The sequence below is a fragment of the Chitinimonas sp. genome (assembly GCF_036568685.1).
Taxonomy (GTDB): domain Bacteria; phylum Pseudomonadota; class Gammaproteobacteria; order Burkholderiales; family Chitinimonadaceae; genus Chitinimonas.
In genome coordinates, this window is sequence record NZ_DATCSC010000148.1 from 1 (window position 1) to 22,609 (window position 22,609).

The following is a 22,609-nucleotide window of genomic DNA, read 5'->3' on the forward strand; positions in this document are numbered from 1 at the left end:
GCGCGCTGCTCCAGCGCCGCGTTGGCGATATCGGCCACCACGCTGGCGGTACTGCCGGCGGCGTCGCGGATCTCCGCCAGCACGTCGCCAATCTCGCCGGCCGATTCGGCCGAACGCTGCATATGGCCGTTCGCCTCGCGCATGGCGCTGGCCACCTGACCGGACTGTGCCTGTACCCGGTTGATCAGGTCGCCGATCTCATGGGTCGCCACCTTGGTCCGTTCGGCCAGGAGGCGCACCTCGTCGGCCACCACCGAGAAGCCGCGGCCGGTCTCCCCGGCACGGGCCGCCTCGATGGCGGCATTGAGCGCCAAGAGATTGGTCTGCTCGGCCACCTCCTTGATCGCACTGACCACGCGCGATATCTCACGCGAGGCGGCATCCAGCCCTTCCACCTGGGCGGCCGAAGCAGCAATGCGGTCGGCCAGGCTGGTGATATCGGTCACGGTACGGCCCACCACCTCGTGACCACGCTCGGCCGCGGCATGCGAAGACTGCGAGGCGGCATGCGCCTGGCGGGTATGGTCGGCCACCTGGGCAATCGACACCGACAGCTGTTCGATTGCAGCGGCCACGCTATTGGTTGCCTCGCTCTGCACCCGGGCGCTGGCGTCGATCTGCTGCAAGGCACCCAAGGTCTGGCCGCTGCCCTCGCCCACCGCATCGCCCGCCAGGCGGATACGCTTGGCCAAGGCCGCCATGCGCTCACGGGCAGCATTGGTCTGTACCGCCATGCGGTGGATCTCGTTGGCCGAAGCACGCGGCCCCTCGGCCACGTCGCGGGTCAGGTCACCCTCGCCCAAGCGGGTAATGCCTTCCACCAACTGCCCCACGGGTCGCAAGGCGCGGCGCATCAAGAGATAGGTCAAGAGACCGGTCAAGGCGGCCGAACCCAGCAATACCAGCACCAGCTGGGTCAGCTGGCGGTGTTCATCCGCAAGAAAACCCGACTTGGCCCCGACCACCGCCAGCGTCCAGTTCCATGCCGGCACATGCTTCCAGGCCAGGTAGTCGACGCCACCCGCACGCCAGTCGCGGGTCGTCTCAAAACCCTGCTCGGTCGCGGCTATGCGCTTGAACAGCGCCTTGCGTGCCGCCGCATCGCCCTCACCGGGCGGCGCCACCAGCACCTCCTGCCCGCCCTCCGCCGGGGCCAGTACCAGGAACTGCCCCACGCCATCAGCCATCCGGCTCTGCGCCACAAAATCCAGCACGCCTGCCATGTCCGCACTCAGGTCAACACGGGTGGTAAGCCCTGCATAGACCTTGCCACTGCCGTCCTTGATGGATTTGACATGCAGCGCGTACCACTTGCCGGCACGCTTGACCACCGAAGTCGCCTGCTCGCCCGCGTTCAGCGTCTTGGCGCTGAACTCATTATCCGGAATCACCGAACCGACCTGCGATTTGCCGGTCTTGTCCTTGAGCAAGGTGGCCGCGCGTATCCAGCGCCCACCATCCTGGATCAGTACTGCCGCCTCTACCCCGTTGAGCTGCTTCATCTGCTGCAGCACGCCCAGGTTGCCGTTCAGCACCGTATCCCCCGCCTTCACGGTCAAAATCTCACCGGCGTCGCCGGTAACCGTGCGCGCCTCGGCCGGCACAATCGGCCCGCCCATCAACCGCTCAAAGGTCCCCATCTGCTGCTCGGCCTGGCGCGCTGCGGAGGCATAGGCCAGCTCCAGGGTCTTGGAGACCGAGACCAGCACGTCCTGGGTGTTCTTGCCGGTATTGTCCTCGGCCGTCGCCAGCACGTCGCGCGCCAGGAAGACGGTGGCCACGCCGGTGACCACGGTAGTGATGCAGAGGATGGCGATCAGTACCTGGGTCGCCAATCGTCGGGTATCGAGCATGTTGATGATGCGCATGGAGATGTCTGCCTCGTATAAAGATCATGCGGCCGCAGAAAGCGGCTTGAGGTTGCAAAAAAGCAACTACGAAAACGAATAACTTGCAATATTCATCGTTAAGTAGATCAACCCAGCAATATTAATACCTGCTTATATTTAAGCGCGGATAGACCTTACAGATCAATGATCTAGATCAAGTCCTACCCGAGCCCATGCGGCGATATTTCGGACAAGCACCACCGATTGCGGATGGGAAACCGCCACCACGAGCCATGACGGCTGACTTGAAAACCGGCTTTGGCCTCCCCAACTAGGTGGCATCGACACACAGGGAGTAGCAACCATGCGCTACGACAAACTGACTACAAAATTCCAGCAAGCCATCGCCGACGCCCAGTCGCTCGCGCTGGCCAATGACAACGCCTATATCGAACCCCAGCACACCTTGCTGGCGCTCCTGAACGACGCCGAATCGGGCGCCGCTTCCCTGCTGGCCCGCGCCGGCGTGAACGTCCAGCCGCTCAAGACCGCGCTGGACGGCGCCATCAAGCGCCTGCCGCAGGTCAGCGGCAATGGTGGCGAGATCAGCATCTCCAAGGAGCTGGCCAACCTTCTCAACCTGACCGACAAGGCCGCCACCAAGCGGAGCGACCAATTCATCTCCTCCGACCTCTTCCTGCTCGCGCTGACCGAGGACAAGGGCGAAACCGGCCGCCTGCTCAAGGAATACGGCGGCAAAAAGGAAGCGATCACCGCCGCGGTGGACGCAGTGCGTGGCGGCGAAGCGGTCAACAGTGCCGATGCCGAGCAAAAGCGCGAGGCCCTGAGCAAGTACACCCTGGACCTGACCGAACGCGCTCGGCAGGGCAAGCTCGACCCGGTGATCGGCCGGGACGACGAGATCCGCCGCGCCATCCAGGTACTGCAGCGCCGTACCAAGAACAACCCGGTCCTGATCGGCGAACCCGGCGTGGGCAAGACCGCCATCGTCGAAGGCCTTGCGCAGCGCATCGTCAACGGCGAGGTGCCCGAATCACTCAAGCACAAGAAGCTCTTGGTGCTCGACCTCGCCTCCCTCCTGGCCGGTGCCAAGTACCGCGGCGAATTCGAGGAACGTCTCAAGGCGGTGCTGAACGAGCTGGCCAAGGACGAGGGCAATACCATCGTCTTTATCGACGAGATCCATACCCTGGTCGGCGCCGGCAAGGCCGAAGGCGCCATGGACGCCGGCAATATGCTCAAGCCGGCGCTGGCCCGCGGTGAGCTGCACTGCCTGGGCGCCACCACGCTCGACGAATACCGCAAATACATCGAGAAGGACGCCGCACTGGAGCGCCGCTTCCAGAAGGTGCTGGTCGACGAACCCTCGGTCGAGGACACCATTGCCATCTTGCGCGGCCTGCAGGAGCGCTACGAGATCCACCATGGAGTGGAGATCACCGACCCGGCCATCGTCGCCGCCGCCGAGCTGAGCCATCGCTACATCACCGACCGCTTCCTGCCGGACAAGGCCATCGACCTGATCGACGAGGCCGGCGCCCGCATCAAGATGGAGATCGACTCCAAGCCCGAGGTCATGGACAAGCTTGAGCGCCGCGTGATCCAGCTCAAGATCGAGCGCGAAGCGGTCAAGAAGGAAAAGGACGAGGCCTCGCGCCGCCGTCTGGGCCTGATCGAGACCGAGATCGGTGAACTGGAGAAGGAATACTCCGACCTGGAAGAGATCTGGAAGTCCGAGAAGGCCGCCGTGCTGGGCTCGCAAGCCATCCGCGAAGAGATCGACAAGCTGCGCAATGCCATGGAAGAAGCCCGCCGCAAGGGCGACTGGCAGCAGATGAGCGAGCTGCAGTACGGCAAGCTGCCCGAACTCGAGGCCAAGCTGCATGCCGCCGAGGCGAGCGAAGGTGGCGAGCGCCAGAACCAGCTGCTGCGTACCCAGGTGGGTGCCGAGGAGATTGCCGAGGTGGTCTCCCGTGCCACCGGCATTCCGGTCAGCAAGATGATGGAGGGCGAGCGCGACAAGCTGCTCAAGATGGAGGACGCGCTGCACCAGCGCGTGGTTGGCCAGGACGAGGCCGTCACGCTGGTGGCCGACGCCATCCGCCGTTCGCGCTCCGGTCTGGGCGACCCCAACCGCCCCTATGGCTCCTTCCTCTTCCTCGGCCCCACCGGGGTAGGCAAGACCGAGCTGACCAAGGCGCTGGCGACCTTTCTGTTCGATTCGGACGAACACCTGATCCGCATCGACATGAGCGAATTCATGGAGAAGCACTCGGTGGCCCGCCTGATCGGCGCACCTCCGGGCTATGTGGGTTACGAGGAAGGTGGCTACCTGACCGAGGCCGTGCGGCGCAAACCGTATAGCGTGATCCTGCTGGACGAGGTCGAGAAGGCCCACCCGGATGTCTTCAACGTGCTCTTGCAGGTACTGGACGACGGCCGCCTGACCGACGGCCAGGGCCGCACCGTCGACTTCAAGAACACCGTGATCGTGATGACCTCCAACCTGGGTTCACAGCATATCCAGACCATGGCGACCGGCGACTACCAGCTGGTCAAGCTGGCTGTGATGGGTGAGGTAAAGGCCCACTTCCGGCCGGAATTCCTCAACCGTATCGACGAGGTGGTGGTCTTCCATGCCCTGGGAGAGAGCCAGATCGCCGGCATCGCCCGCATCCAGCTGCAACGCCTGCAGGGCCGCCTGGCGGCCATGGACATGGGTCTGACGGTCACCGACGCGGCGCTGGCCCATATCGCCACCGCCGGCTTCGATCCGGTCTATGGTGCCCGGCCGCTCAAGCGGGCGATCCAGAGCGAGATCGAGAACCCGCTGGCCAAGGCCATCCTCGGTGGCGCCTTTGCCGCCAAGGACACGGTCCAGGTCGACTACGTCGACGGCAATCTGCGCTTTGCCAAGCAGGCTTAAATCGCTGGAGCATAAAAAGCCCGATCCTCGGATCGGGCTTTTTCTTGTCTGGCATCAGGCTCAGCTCACCGTCGGCTCGGGCGGCGTATCCACTTCCATGCTCAGACCCAGCTCGGCACACAGCTGCTCCGGCTCGCGGGTTGCAAAGACCAGTGTCTGGCGCATGAAGCCCTGCCGCAGGTTCACCCCGAGCGAGCGGGTGATCTTGTCGTAGCGGGCGCTATAGCCTTGGTCCTCGGTATTGTTGTCAGCCAGCAGGGTGCCCGGCTTCTGGTAGATCTTGCCGAAGGAGACACGGCTGCAGTAGTCGAGCGTATCGACCTTCTTGACGATGGCCGGCAGGTCCAGCTCCTGTACCACCAAGGCCAGCACGGCCTGGCCATCCAACTTGCGCCCCTTGCAACTGATCGTCGTATAGGGGTCCTTCTTGCGTCCCAGGCCAAACATGGCACTCATCCCGTCTGCGGTTTCGTCCCTAGAGGACCACTCTAGCGGTCCCCTCCCTGCCACCGCGCGGCGCTTCCCCCGCGGCGGGCTTGCAATATCCGATCTTACTACTGATAACGAGTACGGACCCTCTTGCTCGAGGGTGGCCTGAACATAGCTTGGGGAGAGACGCTTGTTCCGCATCGTCGTACTCGTGCTGGCCTTGTTGCTGAGCGGCCTGCTGCTGCTCATTTCCACGCCCGCCTGGCTGATGCCCCTGCCCGCCCTCCTGGCGTTGGCCTTCGCACTTTGGCGCCCGGCCGGGCAGCCGACTGCAGGCTACCCCACCACCCAGGCCATGGAACGCCCGGCGGAGAACGGCAGGCAGCTGGACCCGCAGCTGGAGCAGACCCTCAAGCAACTGGTCGGCCGCCAGACCCAGGCGGCAAATGAGGAAGTCCAACGCGTACAAACCATCCTCGACGAAGCCATCGCCACCCTCACCCAGAGCTTCACCGTCATCGCGGTCTCCTCCCGGCAACAGCAGGACATTGCCCTCGGCACCCTCAGCGGTGGCGAGTCCGGTGGCGCCGAGAGCCTGATCAACGAGACCGGCGACACCCTCTGCACCATCGGCAAGCTGATGGCCGAGAACACCACCACCGCCAAACACCTCACTGAGGAGATGCTGGTCATGGGGACCAAGGTCAACGACATGATCGAGCAGCTGACCGGTCTCGACGACATTGCCAAGAAGATCCATTTCCTCTCACTCAACGCCAATATCGAGGCCGCTCGCGCCGGTGAAGCCGGACGGGGCTTCGTGGTGGTGGCAGAGGAAGTCCACAAGCTGGCGCAATACACCCGCGACTTCAGCGAGCGTATACGCGAGCGCATGGGTGGCGTGCGCGCCAGTATCCAGAACATGGAGGCGGCCGCCAGCAACCTCGCCAGCCGGCAGGGCGACGAGGCCGACCGCGTGCAACACCATGTGGACAAGACCCTTGTGGACCTGCGCCATCTCAACGATGGCCAGAGCCAGGCCCTGGGCTCCCTGGGCGAGATCGCCCGCACCACCGAGAACGGCATCGCCAGCGCCACCACGGCCTTGCAGTTCCAGGACATGGTCAACCAGTTGCTGGCCCACGCCCGCCGCCGGGTGGACGCCTTACAGACCGTGGTCGAAGCCGCCGGCACCTGCCGCGAAGCGCTGCTGCGCGGCCAGGGTGGCGAAGCGCTGGCGCGCTTTCAGGCCGTGGTGGCCGATACCGAAGCGGCGCTGGCACACAACCCGGTAGCCCAGCAGAGCATAGGCCAGGGCGACATCGAGCTGTTCTAACTCCCGCCTCACTCAACCATAGCGAAGACGACAAAAAACGAGGATGTGATGAAGACCATACTGACCGTCGATGACTCGCCCTCCATACGCCAAATGGTGAGCTTCACCCTCAAGAACGCGGGCTACCAGGTGATCGAGGCCGGTGACGGCAACGCCGGTCTATCCCAGGCCAAGAGCACCAGCTGCGCGCTGATCATCACAGACCAGAACATGCCGGGCATGGACGGCCTCACCATGATCAAGGCGCTGCGCGGTCTGCCCAGCTACAAAAGCACACCCATCCTGATGCTGACCACGGAATCGAGCGACGCAATGAAGGCACAGGGTCGGGCCGCCGGCGCCACCGGCTGGATCGTGAAACCCTTCAACCCGCAAACCCTGATCGACGTGGTCCGCAAACTGATCGGCTAGCAGGGCCGGCATGCTCCGGCGCAAGCAATACCCAAGGACAGAACACCCGCGCGGCCAAGGCTGCAAAACTGGGGGCTGGGATGGAGATAGACCTCTCAAAGTTCTTCGGCGCCTTCTTCGAGGAGGCCGAGGAGCACCTCGCCAATTTCGAGACCCTGCTGCTGGGCCTGGATCTGGCTGCGCCCGAAGCCGAGGACCTGAATGCCATCTTCCGGGCGGCCCACTCGATCAAGGGTGGGGCCGGTACCTTCGGCTTCGAGGACCTCGCCTCGCTCACCCATATACTCGAAAACCTGCTGGACCGGGTGCGCAAGGGCACCATGGCCTTGCGTTCGGACATGGTGGACGTGTTCCTGCGTACCGCCGACGTACTGGCCGGCATGGTCGCGGTCCATCGCGACGGTGCGGCGGCCGACCCGGCCGCGGTGGCCGAAGTCACCCAGGCCTTGCAGGCCATCGAAGCCAGCGCCAGCGGGGCGCCGGAGGCTGCGTCCGCAGTGGCTCCCCAGGCACCCGCAGAGGTGGCGCAACCCGCAGGTAGCGGCCGCTGGCTCTTGAGCCTGCGGCTGGATCCGGATGAAAACCACAGCGCCCTGCTTGCCTCGCTCGCCAACCTCGGCGAAGTGCATGAACTCACGCGCAGCGAGCAGGACGGCAGCCTGCGGCTGGAATACGAAATCATCAGCGATGACAGCCAGCAGGAGTTGGACGACACCCTGGGCTTCGTGCTGCCGCCCGAGCGCTACACCCTGCAGCCGCAAGGGGTTGCTGCCCCCTTGGCTAGCGAAGGCGAGGCCTTCGGCTTCTTCGACGACGAACCTGCCCCGGCTGCCGATGCCGGCGGCGAGGCTTACGGCTTTTTCGACGATGCTGCCGTAGCGGCTCCCGCCAGCGGTGAAGAGGTGGAGTTCGGCTTCTTTGCCCCCGTGCCGGAAGCGGCCACACCTGCCGCCGCATCCACGGCCAAAGCGGATGAATACGGCTTCTTCGAACCCCTGCCCAATGTCTCGCCAGATGCCCCACCCGGTACCGAAGGTGTGGCCTACGGCTTCCTCGACCCCAATGCGCTCAAGACTGCCCAAGCGCAGCAGGCGGCAGCCCAAGCTGCCCCGCCTGCAGCAGCAAGTGGAGCCGGCTCCGCCAAGGCAGCCGACCCCGCCGCCACACCACAGCGCCGCGCCACCGACAAGGCCGAGGGCGCCACCATCCGGGTGGACGTCAACAAGGTGGACCAGTTGCTCAATTTCGTCGGCGAGCTGGTCATCACCCAGTCCATGCTGGCACAGAGCGCAGCCGGGCTCGACCCGCTGCAGCACACCCGCCTGCTGCAGGGCATAGAACAGCTGCAGCGCAATACCCGCGAGCTGCAGGAATCGGTCATGTCCATCCGCATGGTGCCGGTCTCCACCGTGTTCAGCCGCTTCCCGCGCGTCGTGCGCGACCTCGCCGCCAAGCTGGGCAAGAAGATCGAGTTGCGTCTCGTTGGCGAGCAGACCGAGCTCGACAAAGGCTTTGTCGAAAAGCTGGCCGACCCGCTCACCCACCTGGTGCGCAACAGCCTGGACCACGGCATCGAGTCTACCGAGGTCCGCCTGGCCCGTGGCAAACCGGAGACCGGCCTGCTCACCCTGTGTGCCTTCCAGCAAGGCGGCAATGTGGTGATCGAGGTCCGCGACGATGGTGCCGGCCTCAACCGCGAACGCATCCTGGCCAAGGCCAAGGAGAACAACCTCCCGGTGGCAGACAACCTGAGCGATGCCGAGGTCTGGATGCTGATCTTCGAAGCCGGCTTCTCCACCGCCGCCGAGGTCACCGATGTCTCCGGCCGCGGCGTGGGCATGGACGTGGTGCGCAAGAACATCCAGTCCATGGGCGGCAGTGTGGAGATCGAATCCATGGCTGGCGTCGGTGCCACCATGCGCATCCGCCTGCCGCTGACCCTCGCCATCCTCGACGGCATGCTGGTCGGCACCGGCGGCGAGACCTACATCCTGCCGCTCAACGCCATACGCGAATCGCTGCAGCCCCAGGCCGAACAGTGCAAGAGCGTCACCGGCCGAGGCCGCGTGGTGCAGGTACGCAACGAATACCTGCCCCTGATCGCCCTGCACGAGGTCGTGGGCTGTGCCCCACGCTCGCAGGACCCGACCGAAGGCATCGTCATGCTGATCGATGCCGGCAACCAGCAGATCGCCCTGTGGGTGGACGAGCTGCTGGGCCAGCAGCAGGTGGTGGTGAAGAACCTGGAGTCGAACTACCGGCGGGTACCGGGCATGTCGGGCGCCACCATACTCGGCGACGGCCGGGTGGCGCTGATCATCGACGTCAGCGCCTTGGCGAAGGTCCGCGGCGGCTGAGCCAGAACGGGGCCCCTGCGGCCGACAGCAAAGCAAGGAGTGGGCATGGAGTTCAATACCAGCAACAACGCAGCCAGCCGTGAACACCTGGTCTTCACCCTGGGAGCCGAGGAATACGCCATCGACATCCTCAAGGTGCAGGAGATACGCGGCTACGAGCCGCCCACGCGCATCGCCAACACGCCGCCCTTCATCCTTGGCGTCATCAATCTACGCGGCGCCATCGTGCCCATCATCGACCTCAGGGTGAAGTTTGCCCTAGGCGAGCCGAGCTACACCGAATTCACCGTGGTCATCATCCTCAACCTCGCAGGCCGGGTAACCGGCGCGGTGGTGGACGGCGTCTCGGACGTGATCGCACTGACCGACAACATCGTCAAGCCCACACCGGAGTTTGGCGCCGCCGTGGATACCGCCTACATCGTCGGCCTCGCACCGGTGGACGAGCGGATGTTGATCCTCGTGGATATCGAAAAATTGATGACCAGCCGGGACATGGAGCTGGTGGCAAATCTGTCGGACGCAGCCTGAGCCGTAAATCTGGGAAAGGGATCAAGCAATGAAGAACTGGAAAATTGGCGTTCGCCTTGGCCTTGGATTCGGCCTGGTATTGCTGCTTATGCTGGTCATGGTCGGGCTGGGGGTCAGCCGCATGTCCATGCTGGCGGACCAGATCAACGACATCACCGTCCACCGCATGCAGCAGCTCAAGCTGGCGAACAAGATGATAGACGCGCTCAATGCCAGACTGGTCGCCGCACGCGACCTGATCATCTACACCGACGCGGCGGGCATGGCGGCACGCAAACAGGACCTGTCGTCGGGCCGCGAGCGCTTTGCCAAGTCGCTGGAGGAACTGAAGAGCAGCGCCCGTACCGAAGAAACCCGCCAGCAACTGGCCAGCATCAGCGCGATCGACGATCAATTCAAGGCTGTAGTCAACGAAATGGTCGAGCATGCCCTCAAGAACGAGAACGAGATTGCCGGCCAACTCCTGACTACCAAGGTCAGGGAACAGCAGGTCAAGCTGTTCGATGCGGTCAACGCCTTGATCGCGACCCAGGAAGAGAAGATGAAGGCGCAGAGCGACATCGCGCTGGCCTCCTACGAGGCGGCACGCACGCAGATGCTGATCATGGCCTTGGTCGCCATCGTGATCGGCATCGGCGCCGCCTGGTTCATCACCGGCTCGGTAGTCAACCCGGTCAGGCAGGCAGTCAGCCTGGCAGAGGCGGTCGCAGCGGGCGACCTGACGCAGAAGATCCAGACCGACCGCAATGACGAGACCGGCCAGCTGATCAAGGCGCTCAAGGCCATGAACGACGGCCTGGTACAGATCGTCGGCGACATCCGCAACAGCGTAGAGACCATCAATACCGCCTCGCAAGAGATCGCCGCCGGCAATATCGACCTCTCGCAGCGTACCGAGGAACAAGCCGCCAGCCTCGAGGAGACCGCCGCCAGCATGGAAGAGCTGACCTCGACCGTGAAGCAGAACGCCGAGAACGCCCGCGAGGCCAACCGGCTGGCCGAGGGCGCCAGTACCATCGCCCAGCGCGGCGGCGAGGCGGTCGGCCAGGTGGTCACCACCATGGCCGAGATCAACGAATCGTCCAAGAAGATCGTCGACATCATCGGCGTGATCGACGGCATCGCCTTCCAGACCAATATCCTGGCCCTCAACGCCGCGGTCGAGGCCGCCCGGGCCGGCGAGCAGGGTCGCGGCTTTGCCGTGGTAGCGGGTGAGGTACGCAGCTTGGCGCAACGCTCGGCCGCTGCGGCCAAGGAGATCAAAGCCCTGATCAGCGACTCGGTCGACCGCGTCACCACCGGTACCGCCCAGGTGGACCGCGCCGGCGTCACCATGGAAGAAGTGGTCGGCAGCATCCGCAAGGTCACCACCATCATGGGCGAGATCTCCAACGCCTCGGCCGAGCAAAGCTCCGGCATCGAACAGGTCAACACCGCCGTTACCCAGATGGACGAGGTGACGCAGCAGAACGCCGCCCTGGTCGAGGAAGCCGCCGCGGCGGCAGGGTCCTTGCAGGACCAGGCCAGCCTTTTGATGGAGGCGGTCAACCGCTTCAAGCTGGAGGTCAGCATGAGCCGCAGCCTGGCAGCGCCCCGTCCAGCTGCGCGGCCCGCCATCAAGCACGCTGCAAAACCCGCCGCCAAACCCGTCAAAGCCGCCCACCACCCGGCACCGGTCAGCAGCAAGCCCGCGGCCAAGGGGGATGACGACGACTGGTCGGAATTCTGAGCTTGGCCGGCCGGCCCGACGACGAGCAAGTCGCGCCGCGCCTCGTCAGCGCAGCGCGCGACTTCGCCTATTCCGGCAGCGACTTCCAGCTCGCCCGCGAGATGATCCGCGAGCGGGCCGGGGTGGCGCTGGCCGACTGCAAGCAGCACATGGTCTACAACCGCCTGGCCAAGCGGGTACGCGCACTGGGCCTGCCCAGCATCTCCGCCTACCTGACCCTGCTGCGTCGTGACACTACCCACCCGGAATGGGAAGACTTCACCAGCGCCCTGACCACGCACCTCACCGCCTTCTACCGCGAACCGCACCATTTTGAGCAACTGGCTGAACTGCTGGCGGAGCACCGCCCGCACAACGAGCCGGTACGCATCTGGTGCGCGGCCGCCTCGACCGGCGAAGAGCCCTATACCCTGGCCATGACCGTGGTAGAGAGCTACGGCCGCTACAACCCGCCGGTGGAGATCGTCGCCAGCGATATCGATACCCGCGCCCTCGCGCATGCCGAACAAGGCATCTATTCGCTGGAGAGGCTGGCCAAGCTGCCGCGCGAACGGCTCAGGCAATTCTTCCAGCGCGGCACCGGCAAGCGCCATGGCTATGCGCGGGTACGGCCCGAGCTCCGCGCCATGCTGCACTTCCTGCCCTGCAATCTGCTCGACCCGCGCTGGCCCATCGCCGGCCACTTCGACTTCATCTTCTGCCGCAATGTACTGATCTACTTCAAGCGCGAGGACCAATACCAGCTGACCAGCCGGCTGGTCCGCCACCTCAAGCCCGAGGGCGTGCTCTTTTTGGGGCATTCGGAGAATCCACAAGGCAGCGGCCTGGCACTGGAGACAGTCGGCAAGACCGCCTACCGGCTCAAGCACGGCGGGAGCCGGCCATGAGCCTCGAGCACAGCGAAAAGCCGGCTCCCAACCGCTACTTCGACAAGCACTTTGAGCGCGAGGCGGCCAAGATCCTGCCCGGCGAGTACTACGCCACTGGTCGTGGCACCCTCCTGGTCACCGTACTGGGCTCCTGTGTGGCGGTCTGCCTGCGCGATCGCGTGCATGGCGTAGCCGGGCTCAACCACTTCATGTTGCCGGACGGACGCGGCGACAACCCGCCCCACCCTGTGGTCGGCCTGCCCACGCGCTACGGCGCCTTTGCCATGGAGGCACTGTTCAACGACATGCTCAAGCTCGGTGCCGAGCGCCGCTATGTCGAGGCCAAGGTATTCGGCGGCGGCGACGTGCTGCACGGCATGGGCGCGGTCAATATCGGCCGCCGCAACGCGGAATTCATCCAGCGCTATCTGCACGAGGAAGGCATACCCATCGTTGCCGAAGACCTGCTGGGCCTGCGCCCACGCAAGGTCTACTTCTTTGGCGACAGCGGCAAAGTCATGGTCAAGAAGCTGAACGTGCTGCACAACGACACCATCCTGCAGCGCGAAATGGAGTACCGCACCCATCTGCAGCGCGACCGCCTGGAGGGCAGCGTGGAGCTGTTCCAGCCGGACTCGTAAGGGACGAAGCCATGAGAAAAACCATACGCGTCGTGGTCGTGGACGACTCGCCCCTGATGCGCAAATTGCTGACCGAGATCATCAACAGCGAGCCGGACATGGAGGTGGTCGGCGCCGCCCCCGACCCGCTGGCGGCGCGCGAGCTGATCCGCGCACTCTCGCCGGATGCCATCACGCTGGATATCGAGATGCCCAAGATGAACGGGCTCGACTTCCTCGACAAACTGATGCGCCTCAAGCCCACCCCGGTCATCATGATCTCCACCCTGACCGAATCGGGCTCGGATATCGCCCTGCGGGCCATGGAGCTGGGTGCGGTGGATTGCGTGGCCAAACCACGCATGGACCTGCAGCGTGGCCTGCGCGAGGCCGGCGAAGAGATCATCGAAAAGTTGCGCATAGCCGCCAGTGCCCGCATTGCCCAGCCTCGGCCGCGCCCTGCTGTGCCGGCCCCTCGCCCAGCCACCACGGTGGCTGGCGCCAGCAGCAACGCCATGCATACCCGCCTTGTCGCCATCGGCGCCTCAACCGGCGGTACCCAGGCACTGCAGACCTTGCTTTTGGGCCTGCCGGCCGAGATGCCCCCCATCGTGGTGGTACAGCATATGCCACCCGCCTTCACTCAGCCGTTCGCCCGCCGGCTGGACGGCATCTGCGCACTCAAGGTCAAGGAGGCCGAGCATGGCGAGCGCCTGCGTCCCGGCCATGTCTATATCGCCCCGGGGGATTACCACCTCTCGCTGGAGCGCGAGACCGGGCACCTCTGCTGCCGCTTGCTCGCCACCGAGCGGGTCAACCGCCACCGCCCGGCGGTGGATGTACTGTTCGAGGCCGTCGCCAGATTGACTCCCAAGCGCGCCATCGGCGTCATGCTCACCGGCATGGGGGCCGACGGTGCCCAGGGCATGCTGGCCATGAAGCGGGCGGGCTCCTACAACCTGGCACAGGACGAAGACAGCTGCGTGGTCTTCGGCATGCCCAAGGAGGCCATACGTGCCGGTGCGGTGGACGAAATACTACCGCTCGACAATATTGCCGGCACCCTGCTACGGCTCTTGGGCGATTGAACCAGGCGCCATATCGGCCCCATAGCTTTGTCCAATAATGCCGAGAACAATTATCAATTGGATAAAAGTTAGCGCACTACTCATGATGGCGGCACTATTCAAGAAAAGCAGCAGGAGCCCATCATGACCCGCTTGATCCTCGCCGTCTCCGGCGGCCAGAAGCTGCAGGCCGACCGTGTCACCCTCGCCTCCTTGCGCGGCCTGGTCGGTCCCGGTCTCCTGGTTGCCGTGGGCTATATGGACCCGGGCAACTGGGCCACCGACATTGCCGGTGGCGCCGGCTTCGCTTATGGCCTGCTGCCGGTCGTACTGCTGGCCAGCCTTTTGGCAGTCGGCTTCCAGTTGCTGGTCGCCCGCCTCACCCTGGCCACCGGCGAAGACCTCGCCACCCTGACCCGCCGCCATCTGCCCAAGCCGCTTGCCACCGCCTCCTGGCTGGCCGGCGAGGCCGCCATCCTGGCCACCGCCCTGGCGGAACTGGTCGGCGGTGCCGCCGCATTGCGGCTCCTGTTCGGCCTGCCCATCGCCTATGGCGTGGGCGTCACCGCCCTCGGCACCGTGGCCGTGTTGTCGCTGGCCAAGCTGCGCCAGGGTGGCCACGAAGCCCTGATCCACGCGCTGGTAGGCCTGGTGGCCCTGTCCTTCCTGCTGCTCTTGTTCCAGGTCTCGCCCGATCCGCGCCAGGTCGTCAGCGGCATGGGCCAGGTCGGCTCGGCACTGGGCGATGCCTCGGGCCTGATGATCGCACTGGGCATACTGGGCGCCACCCTGATGCCGCACAACCTCTACCTGCACGCCGGCGAATTGGCCAAGCGTGCCCGTGCCATTCCCGCCGCACAGCGCGCTGTCGCCTACCGCTTCGCTCGCAACGACACGGTGATCTCGCTGATCCTGGCCATGGCCGTCAACGCCGCCATCCTGATCGTGGCCGCGACCTCGCTCTCCGGTAGCGAGGGCGTATCCAGCCTTGACGGTGCCTATGCCGCCATGCGCGACCACCTGGGCTTTGGCGCCGCCTTGATCTTCGCGCTGGCCCTGTATGCCGCCGGCCAAAGCTCGGCAATCACCGGCGTCATGGCCGGCCAGGTATTGAGCCAGGGCTTCGAGCGTGCACATGCTTCCAATCAGCAGCGCAGCGTGTTGACCCGCTTTGCCGCCGTGGCCCTGGCCATCGCCCTGATCACGCTGCGCGGCAGCGATAGCCCGGATGGCCTGCTGGTATGGAGCCAAGTGGTACTCGGCGTCGCCCTGCCCTTTGCCCTGGTACCGCTGGTCTTGCTGGTTTCGCGCCGCGACATCGCCGGTCAGTTCGCCCTCGGCCCTCAAGGCAAGTTGCTGGCTGGCGGCGCCACCACGGTCATCATCGGCCTCAACCTCTACCTGATCTACGCCTCGCTGGCCGCTTGAAGCCGACAAGGCGATACAGCCGGGAAACAGCCGTGCTTAAATGCCGGCTGTACTCCCGCTGCCGAGGCCTGCCATGTCTTTGACCCGCCGCCTGCTGCCACTCGCTACCGCCCTGCTCGGTACGCTGCTGCCAAGCCACGCCGCCGATCTGCCGCTCGACAAGCTGCGCCTGCCCAAGGGCTTTCAGATCGAAGTCCTCACCGACCAGGTGCCCAACGCCCGCGCCATGACCCTGGGCCGCTATGCCGAAGGCAAAGGCGTGCTCTACGTCGGCAGCAATAGCGCCGGCAAGGTCTACGCGGTTGAACTGGCCGAGGCTAAGGCCAAGCAGGTGCGTACCATCGCCAGCGGCCTGACCATGCCGGTGGGCGTAGCCTACAAGGATGGCAACCTCTATGTCTCGGCGGTATCCAAGATCGTCCGGCTCGATGGTATCGACGACAAGCTGGCCAACCCGCCCCTGCCGGTGGTCGTCGCCGATCGTTTCCCCACCGAGACCCACCACGGCTGGAAATTCATCGCCTTCGGCCCGGACGGCTGGCTCTATGTACCGGTCGGCGCACCCTGCAATATCTGCAAGCCCGATGAAGCGCAGTACGCCAATATCCAGCGCATAAAGCCCGATGGCAGCGCCGTCGAGGTAGTAGCCCGCGGCGTGCGCAATACGGTGGGTTTTGATTGGCAGCCCGGGGACGGCAGCCTCTGGTTCACCGATAATGGCCGCGACATGCTGGGTGACGATCTGCCCAGCGATGAACTCAACCACCTGACCAAGCCCGGCCAGCACTTCGGCTACCCCTATTGCCACCAGGGCGACTCGCCCGACCCGGAGTTCGGCGGCCAACGCCGCTGCAGCGAATTCACCGCCCCGGTGGTCAAGCTTGGCGCCCACGTGGCCTCGCTGGGCATGCGCTTCTATACCGGCCAGCAGTTCCCCTCCGCCTACCGCGGCAATATCTTTATCGCCGAGCATGGCTCCTGGAACCGCAGCAAGAAGAGCGGTTACCGGGTAGTACGGGTGACCTTGGACAACAAGGGTCGCGCCAGCCAGCACGAGGTCTTTATCGAAGGTTGGCTGCAGCAGGAAGACGGCAAGGAGAAGGTCTGGGGCCGGCCGGTGGACGTACTCAACCTGCCCGATGGTTCGCTCTTGATCAGCGATGACCTGGCGGGCGCCATCTATCGCGTGCGCTACGCCGGCTAACGCCGGAATTGGCCAGGACAGCCCTAGGCGTGACCGCCGGTAAACGCCAAGGTCTGTAAAACCCGTGTGCCCGCAGCATTGAGCGCCATCAACGCCCCCTGCTGCGTCAGCAACACATGTGGCGTCTCTTCATCGACACTGGTGGTGGTCGGGTTGTAGGCGTACCAGCCATCGCCCTGCTGGGCGATGGCAACCGGGGCCAGCGGCAAGCTGGCCTTGATGGCAGTGAGAAAGTCGGCGTACATCGCGGCTGAGATCCGGGGCTACAGGCCGAAACGGCCTGTGTCTTCCTCACAGATGGGCCCATTGCGGGTCACTTTCAAGCCACGCACCCTATTCGTCGACAAGGCCCAGCCATACCTTGCACAAGGTATAGCCCTCGCGCATGACCGCTACCTGCAGGTTCTCGGCCAACGCTTCGATATCGGCCATAAAGGCCGCCAGCTCGGGCGGCGCGGGTGGCAAGTTGGCCGCGGCCCCCTGGTCCAGCAGTTGTTCCAATTGCAGCGAGGCTTCATCGCGCAGGTAGGTCACCACGGCTTCGGCCGAATCCTGCCCTGCCAGGCAGGCATCCAGGCGCAGCTTGACTGCCTGCATCAGCGCCGCCAGGTTAGTGAACAGCCGCTCGAAGTCTGCAAAGGCGGTCACACCGGCCACGGTCTGCATCAGTGGCGCGCTGGCCAGCTCGAACTCGCGCAGGGCTTGCACCTGCTGCACCAGCTCGGGCGGCAGGGCAGATGCATCCAGCAGGTCCACGCGGAACACCGCCTCATCCAACGCGGCGTCCCCCGCACCATCGCTTGCCTCACCCGCCAGTTGCAGCGGGCCAACCTTGAATTCCTGGGCGATGCCACCCTCGTCCCAGATGCCGGCAAAATAGTGGCGGCCCTGCGCATCGGTCTTGATCTGACCGGTCAGGCCAAAGCTCACCACCTGGTTGAAGTGCTCGGCGGCGTTCCTGGGCGGGAACACGGTGTACTCCCCTTCGATCGCCTGCATGCCCTGGCTGAGCGACAACTCGAAATGGCCCTCATAGTGGCCGTTATCGTCGGTTGCACCCGAATAGACGATGCGCACCTTGCCGTCCTGGTAGTTCACTTGGTCCGAGCGACCGTGGACATCCTCCCAATCCGGGCTGTTGGAGACCCAGACCAGTTCAACCTGCTTCATGACGCAATCCTGGCAATGATGACAATGCCGCAAGGATAGCCGCTCTACCCCGGCCGGCGCGACTCCCCGGAACTGAATCGGTCGTAGCGATGTCGAAAACGGGTCGGTCCGTCCAACGTCAGGATCGGCGCGTCCATCCGTCAGGGCCTCACAAAGGCGCTACGGCAGTTGCCGGAACAGGCCAGGACCCCAGGGGGAGCAACGACGTGGCGGAGCGATCCATGGATTTCGCACCCACGCGCAGCGACTACCGCAGGCGTCTCGTCAGCCTCGGCAGTACCGCCCTGTTGCATGCCTTTATCGTCTACGCCTTGCTGACCGGCACCGCCCAGCGCCTGGTCCAGCTGGTACATGGCCCGGTCGAGGCCAAGCTGATCGAGACGCCGCCGCCACCGCCGCCACCATTGGAAGAAGCGGTACCTACGCCGCCGCTCAAGGCCCCGCCGCCGCCTTCCTATATCGCACCGCCAGAGGTCAAGGTCAGCGTACCGCCACCCGCCAACGCCATCACCGTCGTCAGCACGACCCCGCCACCGGAACCGGTGCCCTTCAGCCCGGCGCCCCCACCGGTCAGCACGGTGCCGACGCCGCCGGCACCACCCACGGCCCAGGCCCCTGCCTTACCCCAGGTCGGGGTGGTCTGCGCCAACTACGAGGGCGTCAAGGAGGGGCTGGGTGACCGCTTCGCCGTATTGGCAGAGGCCGAGGGCATACGCTCGGCCGAAGTCGTCCTGCTGCTGACCTTGGGCCCGGACGGCGAGACCCGTCAGGTACAGGTCAAATCGGCCAGCAACCAGGCCGCTGCCCGGCTTGCCAGCAAGGCCGTGCCGCGGCTGCAGTGCAAGGGCCAGGGGCGGGTCATCCAGTTGCAGGTGCCTTTCTCCTTCCGCCTGGTCGATGATTAAACGAAGCTACGGTGAGGTGCGCCTTAGGCGGGGCCACTTATAATGGTGGCAGTGCCCTCGCTGTTGCAGAAAGACCGGTTTGAAGAAGTTTGCCACCTACGCCCTCGTGGGCCTCCTCGCGCTTGCCGTCCTTGCCGCCGTCGGCATCCATTTCGCCGCCCAGGCCCTCAAGGGCCAGGTCATCGCCGCCCTGGGGCAAGACAGCACCATAGGCGAGGTCAGCCTGGGTTGGTCGGCGGTCGAAGTGCGCGACCTCAGCATCCGCGCCCCTGAGGGCTGGCCAGCCGAGGAAACCCTGCATGCCAGCCTGATCAGGGTAGAGCCCGACCTGCGGGCGCTGGTCTCGTCCGAACTCAAGGTCAGCCGTATCACGGTCGAGGGTGCCTACCTTTCGGTACTGCGCCCCGCCAAGGGGCCTATGCGCCTCTTGCCCAGCCTGCTCGAACAACCCAAGGTGGCCGCCGCTCAAGAGGCTGCCGCTGGCAGCAGTCCCAAGCTGGCCATCGGTAGCGTGGTGCTCAAGGAGGCGGTGCTCGAATTCTTCGACGCCTCGGTCCACAAACCCGCCCACAAGCTCAGGCTGGAGCAGGTCAATGCCAAGGTCGAGAACCTTAATCTACCGGCCCTGGACAGCCGCACCCAGATCACCCTGCAAGGTGTGGTCAAGGGCGTGCAGAGCGACGGCACGCTGAGCATAGAAGGCTGGAGCGAGCTCGCCAGCAAGGAGTCGGAACTGCACACCCGCCTGCAGCAGGTCGATCTGCTGGCCTTCAAGCCCTATCTGATCAAGGCAGCCGATACCGGCATCCGTACCGGTAAGCTCGATATGCAGATCGATTCGACCGTGCACCAGCAGCATCTGCATGCCCCCGGCCAGATCCGCCTCGCCAATCTGGAGCTGGAATCACGCGGTGGCGCCTGGAGCGCCATCATGGGCGTGCCACGCAGCGCCGTGGTCGGCGCGCTCAAGGACCGCAACGGCGTGATCGACCTGAAGTTCACCCTGGAAGGCAATCTCAACGACCCGCGCTTCTCGCTCAATGAGCAGCTGGCCATGCGCATAGGCGCTGGGCTCGCCAGCAGCCTGGGGGTGAGTATCGAAGGTTTGGCCAAGGGCGTAGGCAATACCGCCGGCAGCCTTACTGAAGGTGTGAAGAAATTGTTCGGGCAGTAGCCTCCAGCACTGGCAATAGCCATGTGTCGTCCCCATCTCTACGCCTACAGGCGTAAAGTAAGACCTGTAGGGTGATCCCCACCCACCAGCCTAGCGAGAGCGCGCGTGCAGCAACTGATCGATCTGTTCGACCAACATGGTCCATTGCTGGTCTTCATCAATATCCTGCTCGAGCAGCTGGGCGTACCCCTGCCGGCCATCCCCGGCCTGCTGGTCGCCGGTGCGCTGTCGGCCGATGGACGCCTTTACTGGCCCACGGTGCTGATCCTGGCGGTACTGGCCTCCGGCATGGCCAACTTCGTCTGGTTCCTGGCTGGCCGGCGCTTCGGCATTCGCATCCTGGCCTTGATGTGCCGCATCTCCATCTCGCCGGATTCCTGCGTCAGCCGTACCAGCAATGCTTTCACCCGCTGGGGCGCTGCCTCGCTGCTGGTGGCACGCTTTATTCCCGGCCTCTCCTCGGTGGCCTCACCGCTGGCGGGGGCCATGGGCCTGCCGGCCGGTCGCTTTGTCCTGTTCGACACCCTGGGCACCACCATCTGGGCTGGCAGCGCCATTGCCGCCGGCGCCCTGCTGCACCGGCAGGTGGATGCCGTCATCACCGCGCTGGAATCCATCGGCAGCCTGGCCCTGCTGGTCATCGTCAGCTTGTTCGCGCTCTATATCACCTACCGCTGGCTGGAACGGCAGACCTTGCTGCGCTTTGTGCGCAAACATCGCATCGACGTAGTTGAGCTGCGCAGGCTGTTCGACAAGGGGCAGGCTCCGTTGATCGTCGACGTACGCTCGGCCAGCCTGCGCGAGGGCGACCCGCGGCGCATACCCGGCGCCTTGGAGATGGAACTGGAAGAAGTCCGCCACATGCTGGCCGACGTCCCCAAGGACCGCGAGATCGTGTTCTATTGCAGCTGCCCCAACGAAGCCTCTGCCGCCAAGGCCACTCGCCTGTTGCAACAACAGGGCTATACCAAGGTCCGGCCGCTGATCGGTGGCCTGGATGCCTGGCTGGCTGAACACCCGCAGGCAGACGCCGCCAACGACGACGGCCAGCCACTCAATCATCCCGCCTGAGCAGGCAAGCCTGCCATGAAACTGAGCGAGCTGGATCTGCCACTGCTCGAGTCGGCCCGTGCCGGTGACAAGCAGGCGTTGGCGCGCCTCCTGCACCTCTGCCAGCCCGATATCCGCCGCTATGCCCAGCGCCACTGCATGATCAGCGACGTGGACGACGCGGTTCAGGAAGCCCTGTTGGTGCTGTCGCGCAAGCTCGGTTCGCTACGCGCCCTGGCAGCCCTGTCGAGCTGGTTGTTCAAGACGGTACAGCGGGAGTGCCGCCGGCTGGGCCGCAAGACCCTGGGCTTCGATCCCTATGACGAGGAAAAGCTGGAGAACTGGCTGGCGGCGCGTAGCAACGATGCCCTGCGGCTGGAGCTGGTCCGCGCCATGGAAGCACTGCCCGAGGACTATCGCCAGATCATTCTCTTGCGCGACTTCGAAGAGCAGACCATCGCCGAGATCGCCGCCGAACTCGACCTCACCCCGGCCGCCGCCAAGAGCCGGCTGCACCGCGCACGCCTGCAAGCCCGCGAGTTGCTGCTGGGTGCAGAGATGATGCTGCAGCCCTAGCCCCGCTAGTTCCAGCGGTAGCTCGTGATGCGGCCTCGCCCCGCCGCCTTGGCTTCATACAGCGCCTGGTCAGCCAGCACCATCAGGCCACCGCAGTCGAGCCCGGCGTGGTCCAACCGCTCCACCAGCCCACCCGAGAAGGCGTAACCGAAGTCCGGCGCAATCTGCTCCAGCCGCTGACCGGCGAGCGCTTCGGCCATACGGTTGAGTACCAGCAGGGCATCGTCGATGCCTGTCTCCGGCAGCAGCACCCCAAACTCCCCGCCCCCCAGCCGGCCCAACACGTCACCGGTACGCAACTGCTCGCGCATGAGCTGGGCAAAGTGCCGCAGCACCTCATCCCCAGCCACATGCCCATAGTGGTCGTTGACCTTCTTGAGGTAATCGATATCCAGCACCGCGAGACAGAGCGGGCGTAGATGGCGCACCGATTTGGCAAACTCCTGCCGCAACTGCTGCAGGAAGTTGCGGCGGTTGGGCAGACCGCTCAGCTCGTCGCTCAGCGCCAGCCGCTCCAGGTCGGCCTGCACCTGCCGCAAGGCTTGCTCGGCATCCTTCTGACGGGTGACATCGCTGCAGTGCATGACCAGCTCGCCCCCAGGGCAGAGCTGCTCGGTCACCAAGAGGCTGCGCCCATCCTGCAGATCCAGCTCAAAGCTGCGCGTGGGGGTAGAACGGTAGCGGCCATGTGTATGCGCCAGCCAGGACTCCACGGTCGGCCAGGCCGTTTTGGCCACGGCGTGCTGGGCATAGATCCGTCGCATCAACACCTCATGCCCCTGCACCTGCCCCAGCAGGGCCGTCTCATCGAGCTCGAACAAGGTGGCCGCGGCCGCGTTTACATAGCGGAACCGATCGTCGGCATCCAGCACCAGAACGCCCTGATCGCTCAGTGCCAGGTACTGCAGCAATAAATCCGGCAAGGGCCGGGCCTCAGTCGCATTCATCACAGCGCCTACCCATTCCAGGTTTCAGCA

20 protein-coding genes are annotated in these 22,609 nt (G+C 64.8%); 15 read left to right on the forward strand and 5 right to left on the reverse strand.

The window, feature by feature from the left end; all coding sequences use genetic code 11:
- On the reverse strand, positions 1–1,868 hold a 1,868-nt coding region (locus VIM95_RS21875), incomplete at its 3' end, for a methyl-accepting chemotaxis protein (protein WP_331989988.1).
- Between the two features lie 325 nt (positions 1,869–2,193).
- Here VIM95_RS21875 and clpB point away from each other — a divergent pair.
- Complete coding sequence (gene clpB / locus VIM95_RS21880; RefSeq protein WP_331989990.1) at positions 2,194–4,776, forward strand: ATP-dependent chaperone ClpB; 2,583 nt, start codon at positions 2,194–2,196, stop codon at positions 4,774–4,776.
- 60 nt (positions 4,777–4,836) lie between these two features.
- Here the strand turns inward: clpB and VIM95_RS21885 are convergent, their stop codons facing one another.
- Entirely contained in the window at positions 4,837–5,232 is a 396-nt protein-coding gene (locus VIM95_RS21885; protein ID WP_331989992.1) for a hypothetical protein, read from the reverse strand.
- A 163-nt stretch (positions 5,233–5,395) separates the two neighbouring features.
- Here VIM95_RS21885 and VIM95_RS21890 point away from each other — a divergent pair, with 163 nt between their 5' ends.
- The 10 genes from VIM95_RS21890 (at position 5,396) to VIM95_RS21935 (ending at position 16,757) form a co-directional block, all read left to right on the forward strand.
- A complete protein-coding gene (locus VIM95_RS21890; RefSeq protein WP_331989994.1) occupies positions 5,396–6,541 on the forward strand; it encodes a methyl-accepting chemotaxis protein in 1,146 nt (381 codons plus the stop codon).
- Between the two features lie 45 nt (positions 6,542–6,586).
- Complete coding sequence (locus tag VIM95_RS21895) at positions 6,587–6,952, forward strand: response regulator (RefSeq protein ID WP_331989996.1); 366 nt, start codon at positions 6,587–6,589, stop codon at positions 6,950–6,952.
- An 80-nt stretch (positions 6,953–7,032) separates the two neighbouring features.
- The gene (locus tag VIM95_RS21900; RefSeq protein WP_331989998.1) at positions 7,033–9,309 is read left to right on the forward strand and encodes a chemotaxis protein CheW; all 2,277 of its coding nucleotides are present in this window, start codon (positions 7,033–7,035) and stop codon (positions 9,307–9,309) included.
- A 45-nt stretch (positions 9,310–9,354) separates the two neighbouring features.
- A complete protein-coding gene (locus VIM95_RS21905) occupies positions 9,355–9,840 on the forward strand; it encodes a chemotaxis protein CheW (RefSeq protein WP_331990000.1) in 486 nt (161 codons plus the stop codon).
- A 28-nt stretch (positions 9,841–9,868) separates the two neighbouring features.
- Positions 9,869–11,569, forward strand: coding sequence for a methyl-accepting chemotaxis protein (locus tag VIM95_RS21910; RefSeq protein WP_331990002.1), 1,701 nt, complete (start codon positions 9,869–9,871; stop codon positions 11,567–11,569).
- Between the two features lie 2 nt (positions 11,570–11,571).
- Positions 11,572–12,456, forward strand: a complete 885-nt coding sequence (locus tag VIM95_RS21915) for a CheR family methyltransferase (protein ID WP_331990004.1) — start codon at positions 11,572–11,574, stop codon at positions 12,454–12,456.
- Positions 12,453–13,079: a chemoreceptor glutamine deamidase CheD gene (gene cheD, locus VIM95_RS21920; protein ID WP_331990006.1), complete on the forward strand. Its 627-nt coding sequence runs from the start codon at positions 12,453–12,455 to the stop codon at positions 13,077–13,079. Before VIM95_RS21915 ends, cheD begins: the two co-directional genes overlap by 4 nt.
- 11 nt (positions 13,080–13,090) lie before the next feature.
- On the forward strand, positions 13,091–14,146 hold the full coding sequence (locus VIM95_RS21925) for a chemotaxis response regulator protein-glutamate methylesterase (RefSeq protein ID WP_331990008.1): 1,056 nt from the start codon (positions 13,091–13,093) through the stop codon (positions 14,144–14,146).
- A gap of 123 nt (positions 14,147–14,269) precedes the next feature.
- Positions 14,270–15,553, forward strand: coding sequence for an Nramp family divalent metal transporter (locus tag VIM95_RS21930; RefSeq protein ID WP_331990010.1), 1,284 nt, complete (start codon positions 14,270–14,272; stop codon positions 15,551–15,553).
- A gap of 73 nt (positions 15,554–15,626) precedes the next feature.
- The gene (locus VIM95_RS21935; RefSeq protein WP_331990012.1) at positions 15,627–16,757 is read left to right on the forward strand and encodes a sorbosone dehydrogenase family protein; all 1,131 of its coding nucleotides are present in this window, start codon (positions 15,627–15,629) and stop codon (positions 16,755–16,757) included.
- Between the two features lie 23 nt (positions 16,758–16,780).
- Here the strand turns inward: VIM95_RS21935 and VIM95_RS21940 are convergent, their stop codons facing one another.
- Both VIM95_RS21940 and VIM95_RS21945 read right to left on the reverse strand, forming a co-directional pair.
- Positions 16,781–17,002 carry a hypothetical protein gene (locus VIM95_RS21940; RefSeq protein ID WP_331990014.1) on the reverse strand — a complete coding sequence of 74 codons (222 nt, stop codon included), beginning with the start codon at positions 17,000–17,002 and terminating at the stop codon, positions 16,781–16,783.
- An 88-nt stretch (positions 17,003–17,090) separates the two neighbouring features.
- A complete protein-coding gene (locus tag VIM95_RS21945; RefSeq protein ID WP_331990016.1) occupies positions 17,091–17,927 on the reverse strand; it encodes a hypothetical protein in 837 nt (278 codons plus the stop codon).
- Positions 17,928–18,148: 221 nt separating this feature from the next.
- Between VIM95_RS21945 and VIM95_RS21950 the strand changes: the two genes are divergently transcribed.
- The 4 genes from VIM95_RS21950 to VIM95_RS21965 all read left to right on the forward strand — a co-directional run bounded on the left by VIM95_RS21950 (position 18,149) and on the right by VIM95_RS21965 (position 21,632).
- Complete coding sequence (locus VIM95_RS21950; protein WP_331990018.1) at positions 18,149–18,832, forward strand: hypothetical protein; 684 nt, start codon at positions 18,149–18,151, stop codon at positions 18,830–18,832.
- A 79-nt stretch (positions 18,833–18,911) separates the two neighbouring features.
- Complete coding sequence (locus tag VIM95_RS21955) at positions 18,912–20,006, forward strand: DUF748 domain-containing protein (RefSeq protein WP_331990020.1); 1,095 nt, start codon at positions 18,912–18,914, stop codon at positions 20,004–20,006.
- Between the two features lie 105 nt (positions 20,007–20,111).
- Complete coding sequence (locus VIM95_RS21960; protein WP_331990022.1) at positions 20,112–21,077, forward strand: DedA family protein/thiosulfate sulfurtransferase GlpE; 966 nt, start codon at positions 20,112–20,114, stop codon at positions 21,075–21,077.
- A 15-nt stretch (positions 21,078–21,092) separates the two neighbouring features.
- A complete protein-coding gene (locus VIM95_RS21965; protein WP_331990024.1) occupies positions 21,093–21,632 on the forward strand; it encodes an RNA polymerase sigma factor in 540 nt (179 codons plus the stop codon).
- Between the two features lie 5 nt (positions 21,633–21,637).
- Here VIM95_RS21965 and VIM95_RS21970 read toward each other — a convergent pair whose 3' ends face one another.
- Positions 21,638–22,579, reverse strand: a complete 942-nt coding sequence (locus VIM95_RS21970; RefSeq protein ID WP_331990026.1) for a diguanylate cyclase — start codon at positions 22,577–22,579, stop codon at positions 21,638–21,640.
- Positions 22,580–22,609: the final 30 nt, after the last annotated feature.

What these genes read in the sequence shown, in the direction of transcription:
- cheD (WP_331990006.1), top strand. Translation starts at nt 12,453, where the DNA reads ATGAGCCTCGAGCACAGCGAAAAGCCGGCTCCCAACCGCTACTTCGAC.
- VIM95_RS21965 (WP_331990024.1), top strand. Translation starts at nt 21,093, where the DNA reads ATGAAACTGAGCGAGCTGGATCTGCCACTGCTCGAGTCGGCCCGTGCC.
- VIM95_RS21935 (WP_331990012.1), top strand. Translation starts at nt 15,627, where the DNA reads ATGTCTTTGACCCGCCGCCTGCTGCCACTCGCTACCGCCCTGCTCGGT.
- clpB (WP_331989990.1), top strand. Translation starts at nt 2,194, where the DNA reads ATGCGCTACGACAAACTGACTACAAAATTCCAGCAAGCCATCGCCGAC.
- VIM95_RS21885 (WP_331989992.1), bottom strand. Translation starts at nt 5,232, where the DNA reads ATGAGTGCCATGTTTGGCCTGGGACGCAAGAAGGACCCCTATACGACG.
- VIM95_RS21910 (WP_331990002.1), top strand. Translation starts at nt 9,869, where the DNA reads ATGAAGAACTGGAAAATTGGCGTTCGCCTTGGCCTTGGATTCGGCCTG.
- VIM95_RS21930 (WP_331990010.1), top strand. Translation starts at nt 14,270, where the DNA reads ATGACCCGCTTGATCCTCGCCGTCTCCGGCGGCCAGAAGCTGCAGGCC.
- VIM95_RS21945 (WP_331990016.1), bottom strand. Translation starts at nt 17,927, where the DNA reads ATGAAGCAGGTTGAACTGGTCTGGGTCTCCAACAGCCCGGATTGGGAG.
- VIM95_RS21950 (WP_331990018.1), top strand. Translation starts at nt 18,149, where the DNA reads ATGGATTTCGCACCCACGCGCAGCGACTACCGCAGGCGTCTCGTCAGC.
- VIM95_RS21905 (WP_331990000.1), top strand. Translation starts at nt 9,355, where the DNA reads ATGGAGTTCAATACCAGCAACAACGCAGCCAGCCGTGAACACCTGGTC.
- VIM95_RS21970 (WP_331990026.1), bottom strand. Translation starts at nt 22,579, where the DNA reads ATGAATGCGACTGAGGCCCGGCCCTTGCCGGATTTATTGCTGCAGTAC.
- VIM95_RS21900 (WP_331989998.1), top strand. Translation starts at nt 7,033, where the DNA reads ATGGAGATAGACCTCTCAAAGTTCTTCGGCGCCTTCTTCGAGGAGGCC.
- VIM95_RS21925 (WP_331990008.1), top strand. Translation starts at nt 13,091, where the DNA reads ATGAGAAAAACCATACGCGTCGTGGTCGTGGACGACTCGCCCCTGATG.
- VIM95_RS21940 (WP_331990014.1), bottom strand. Translation starts at nt 17,002, where the DNA reads ATGTACGCCGACTTTCTCACTGCCATCAAGGCCAGCTTGCCGCTGGCC.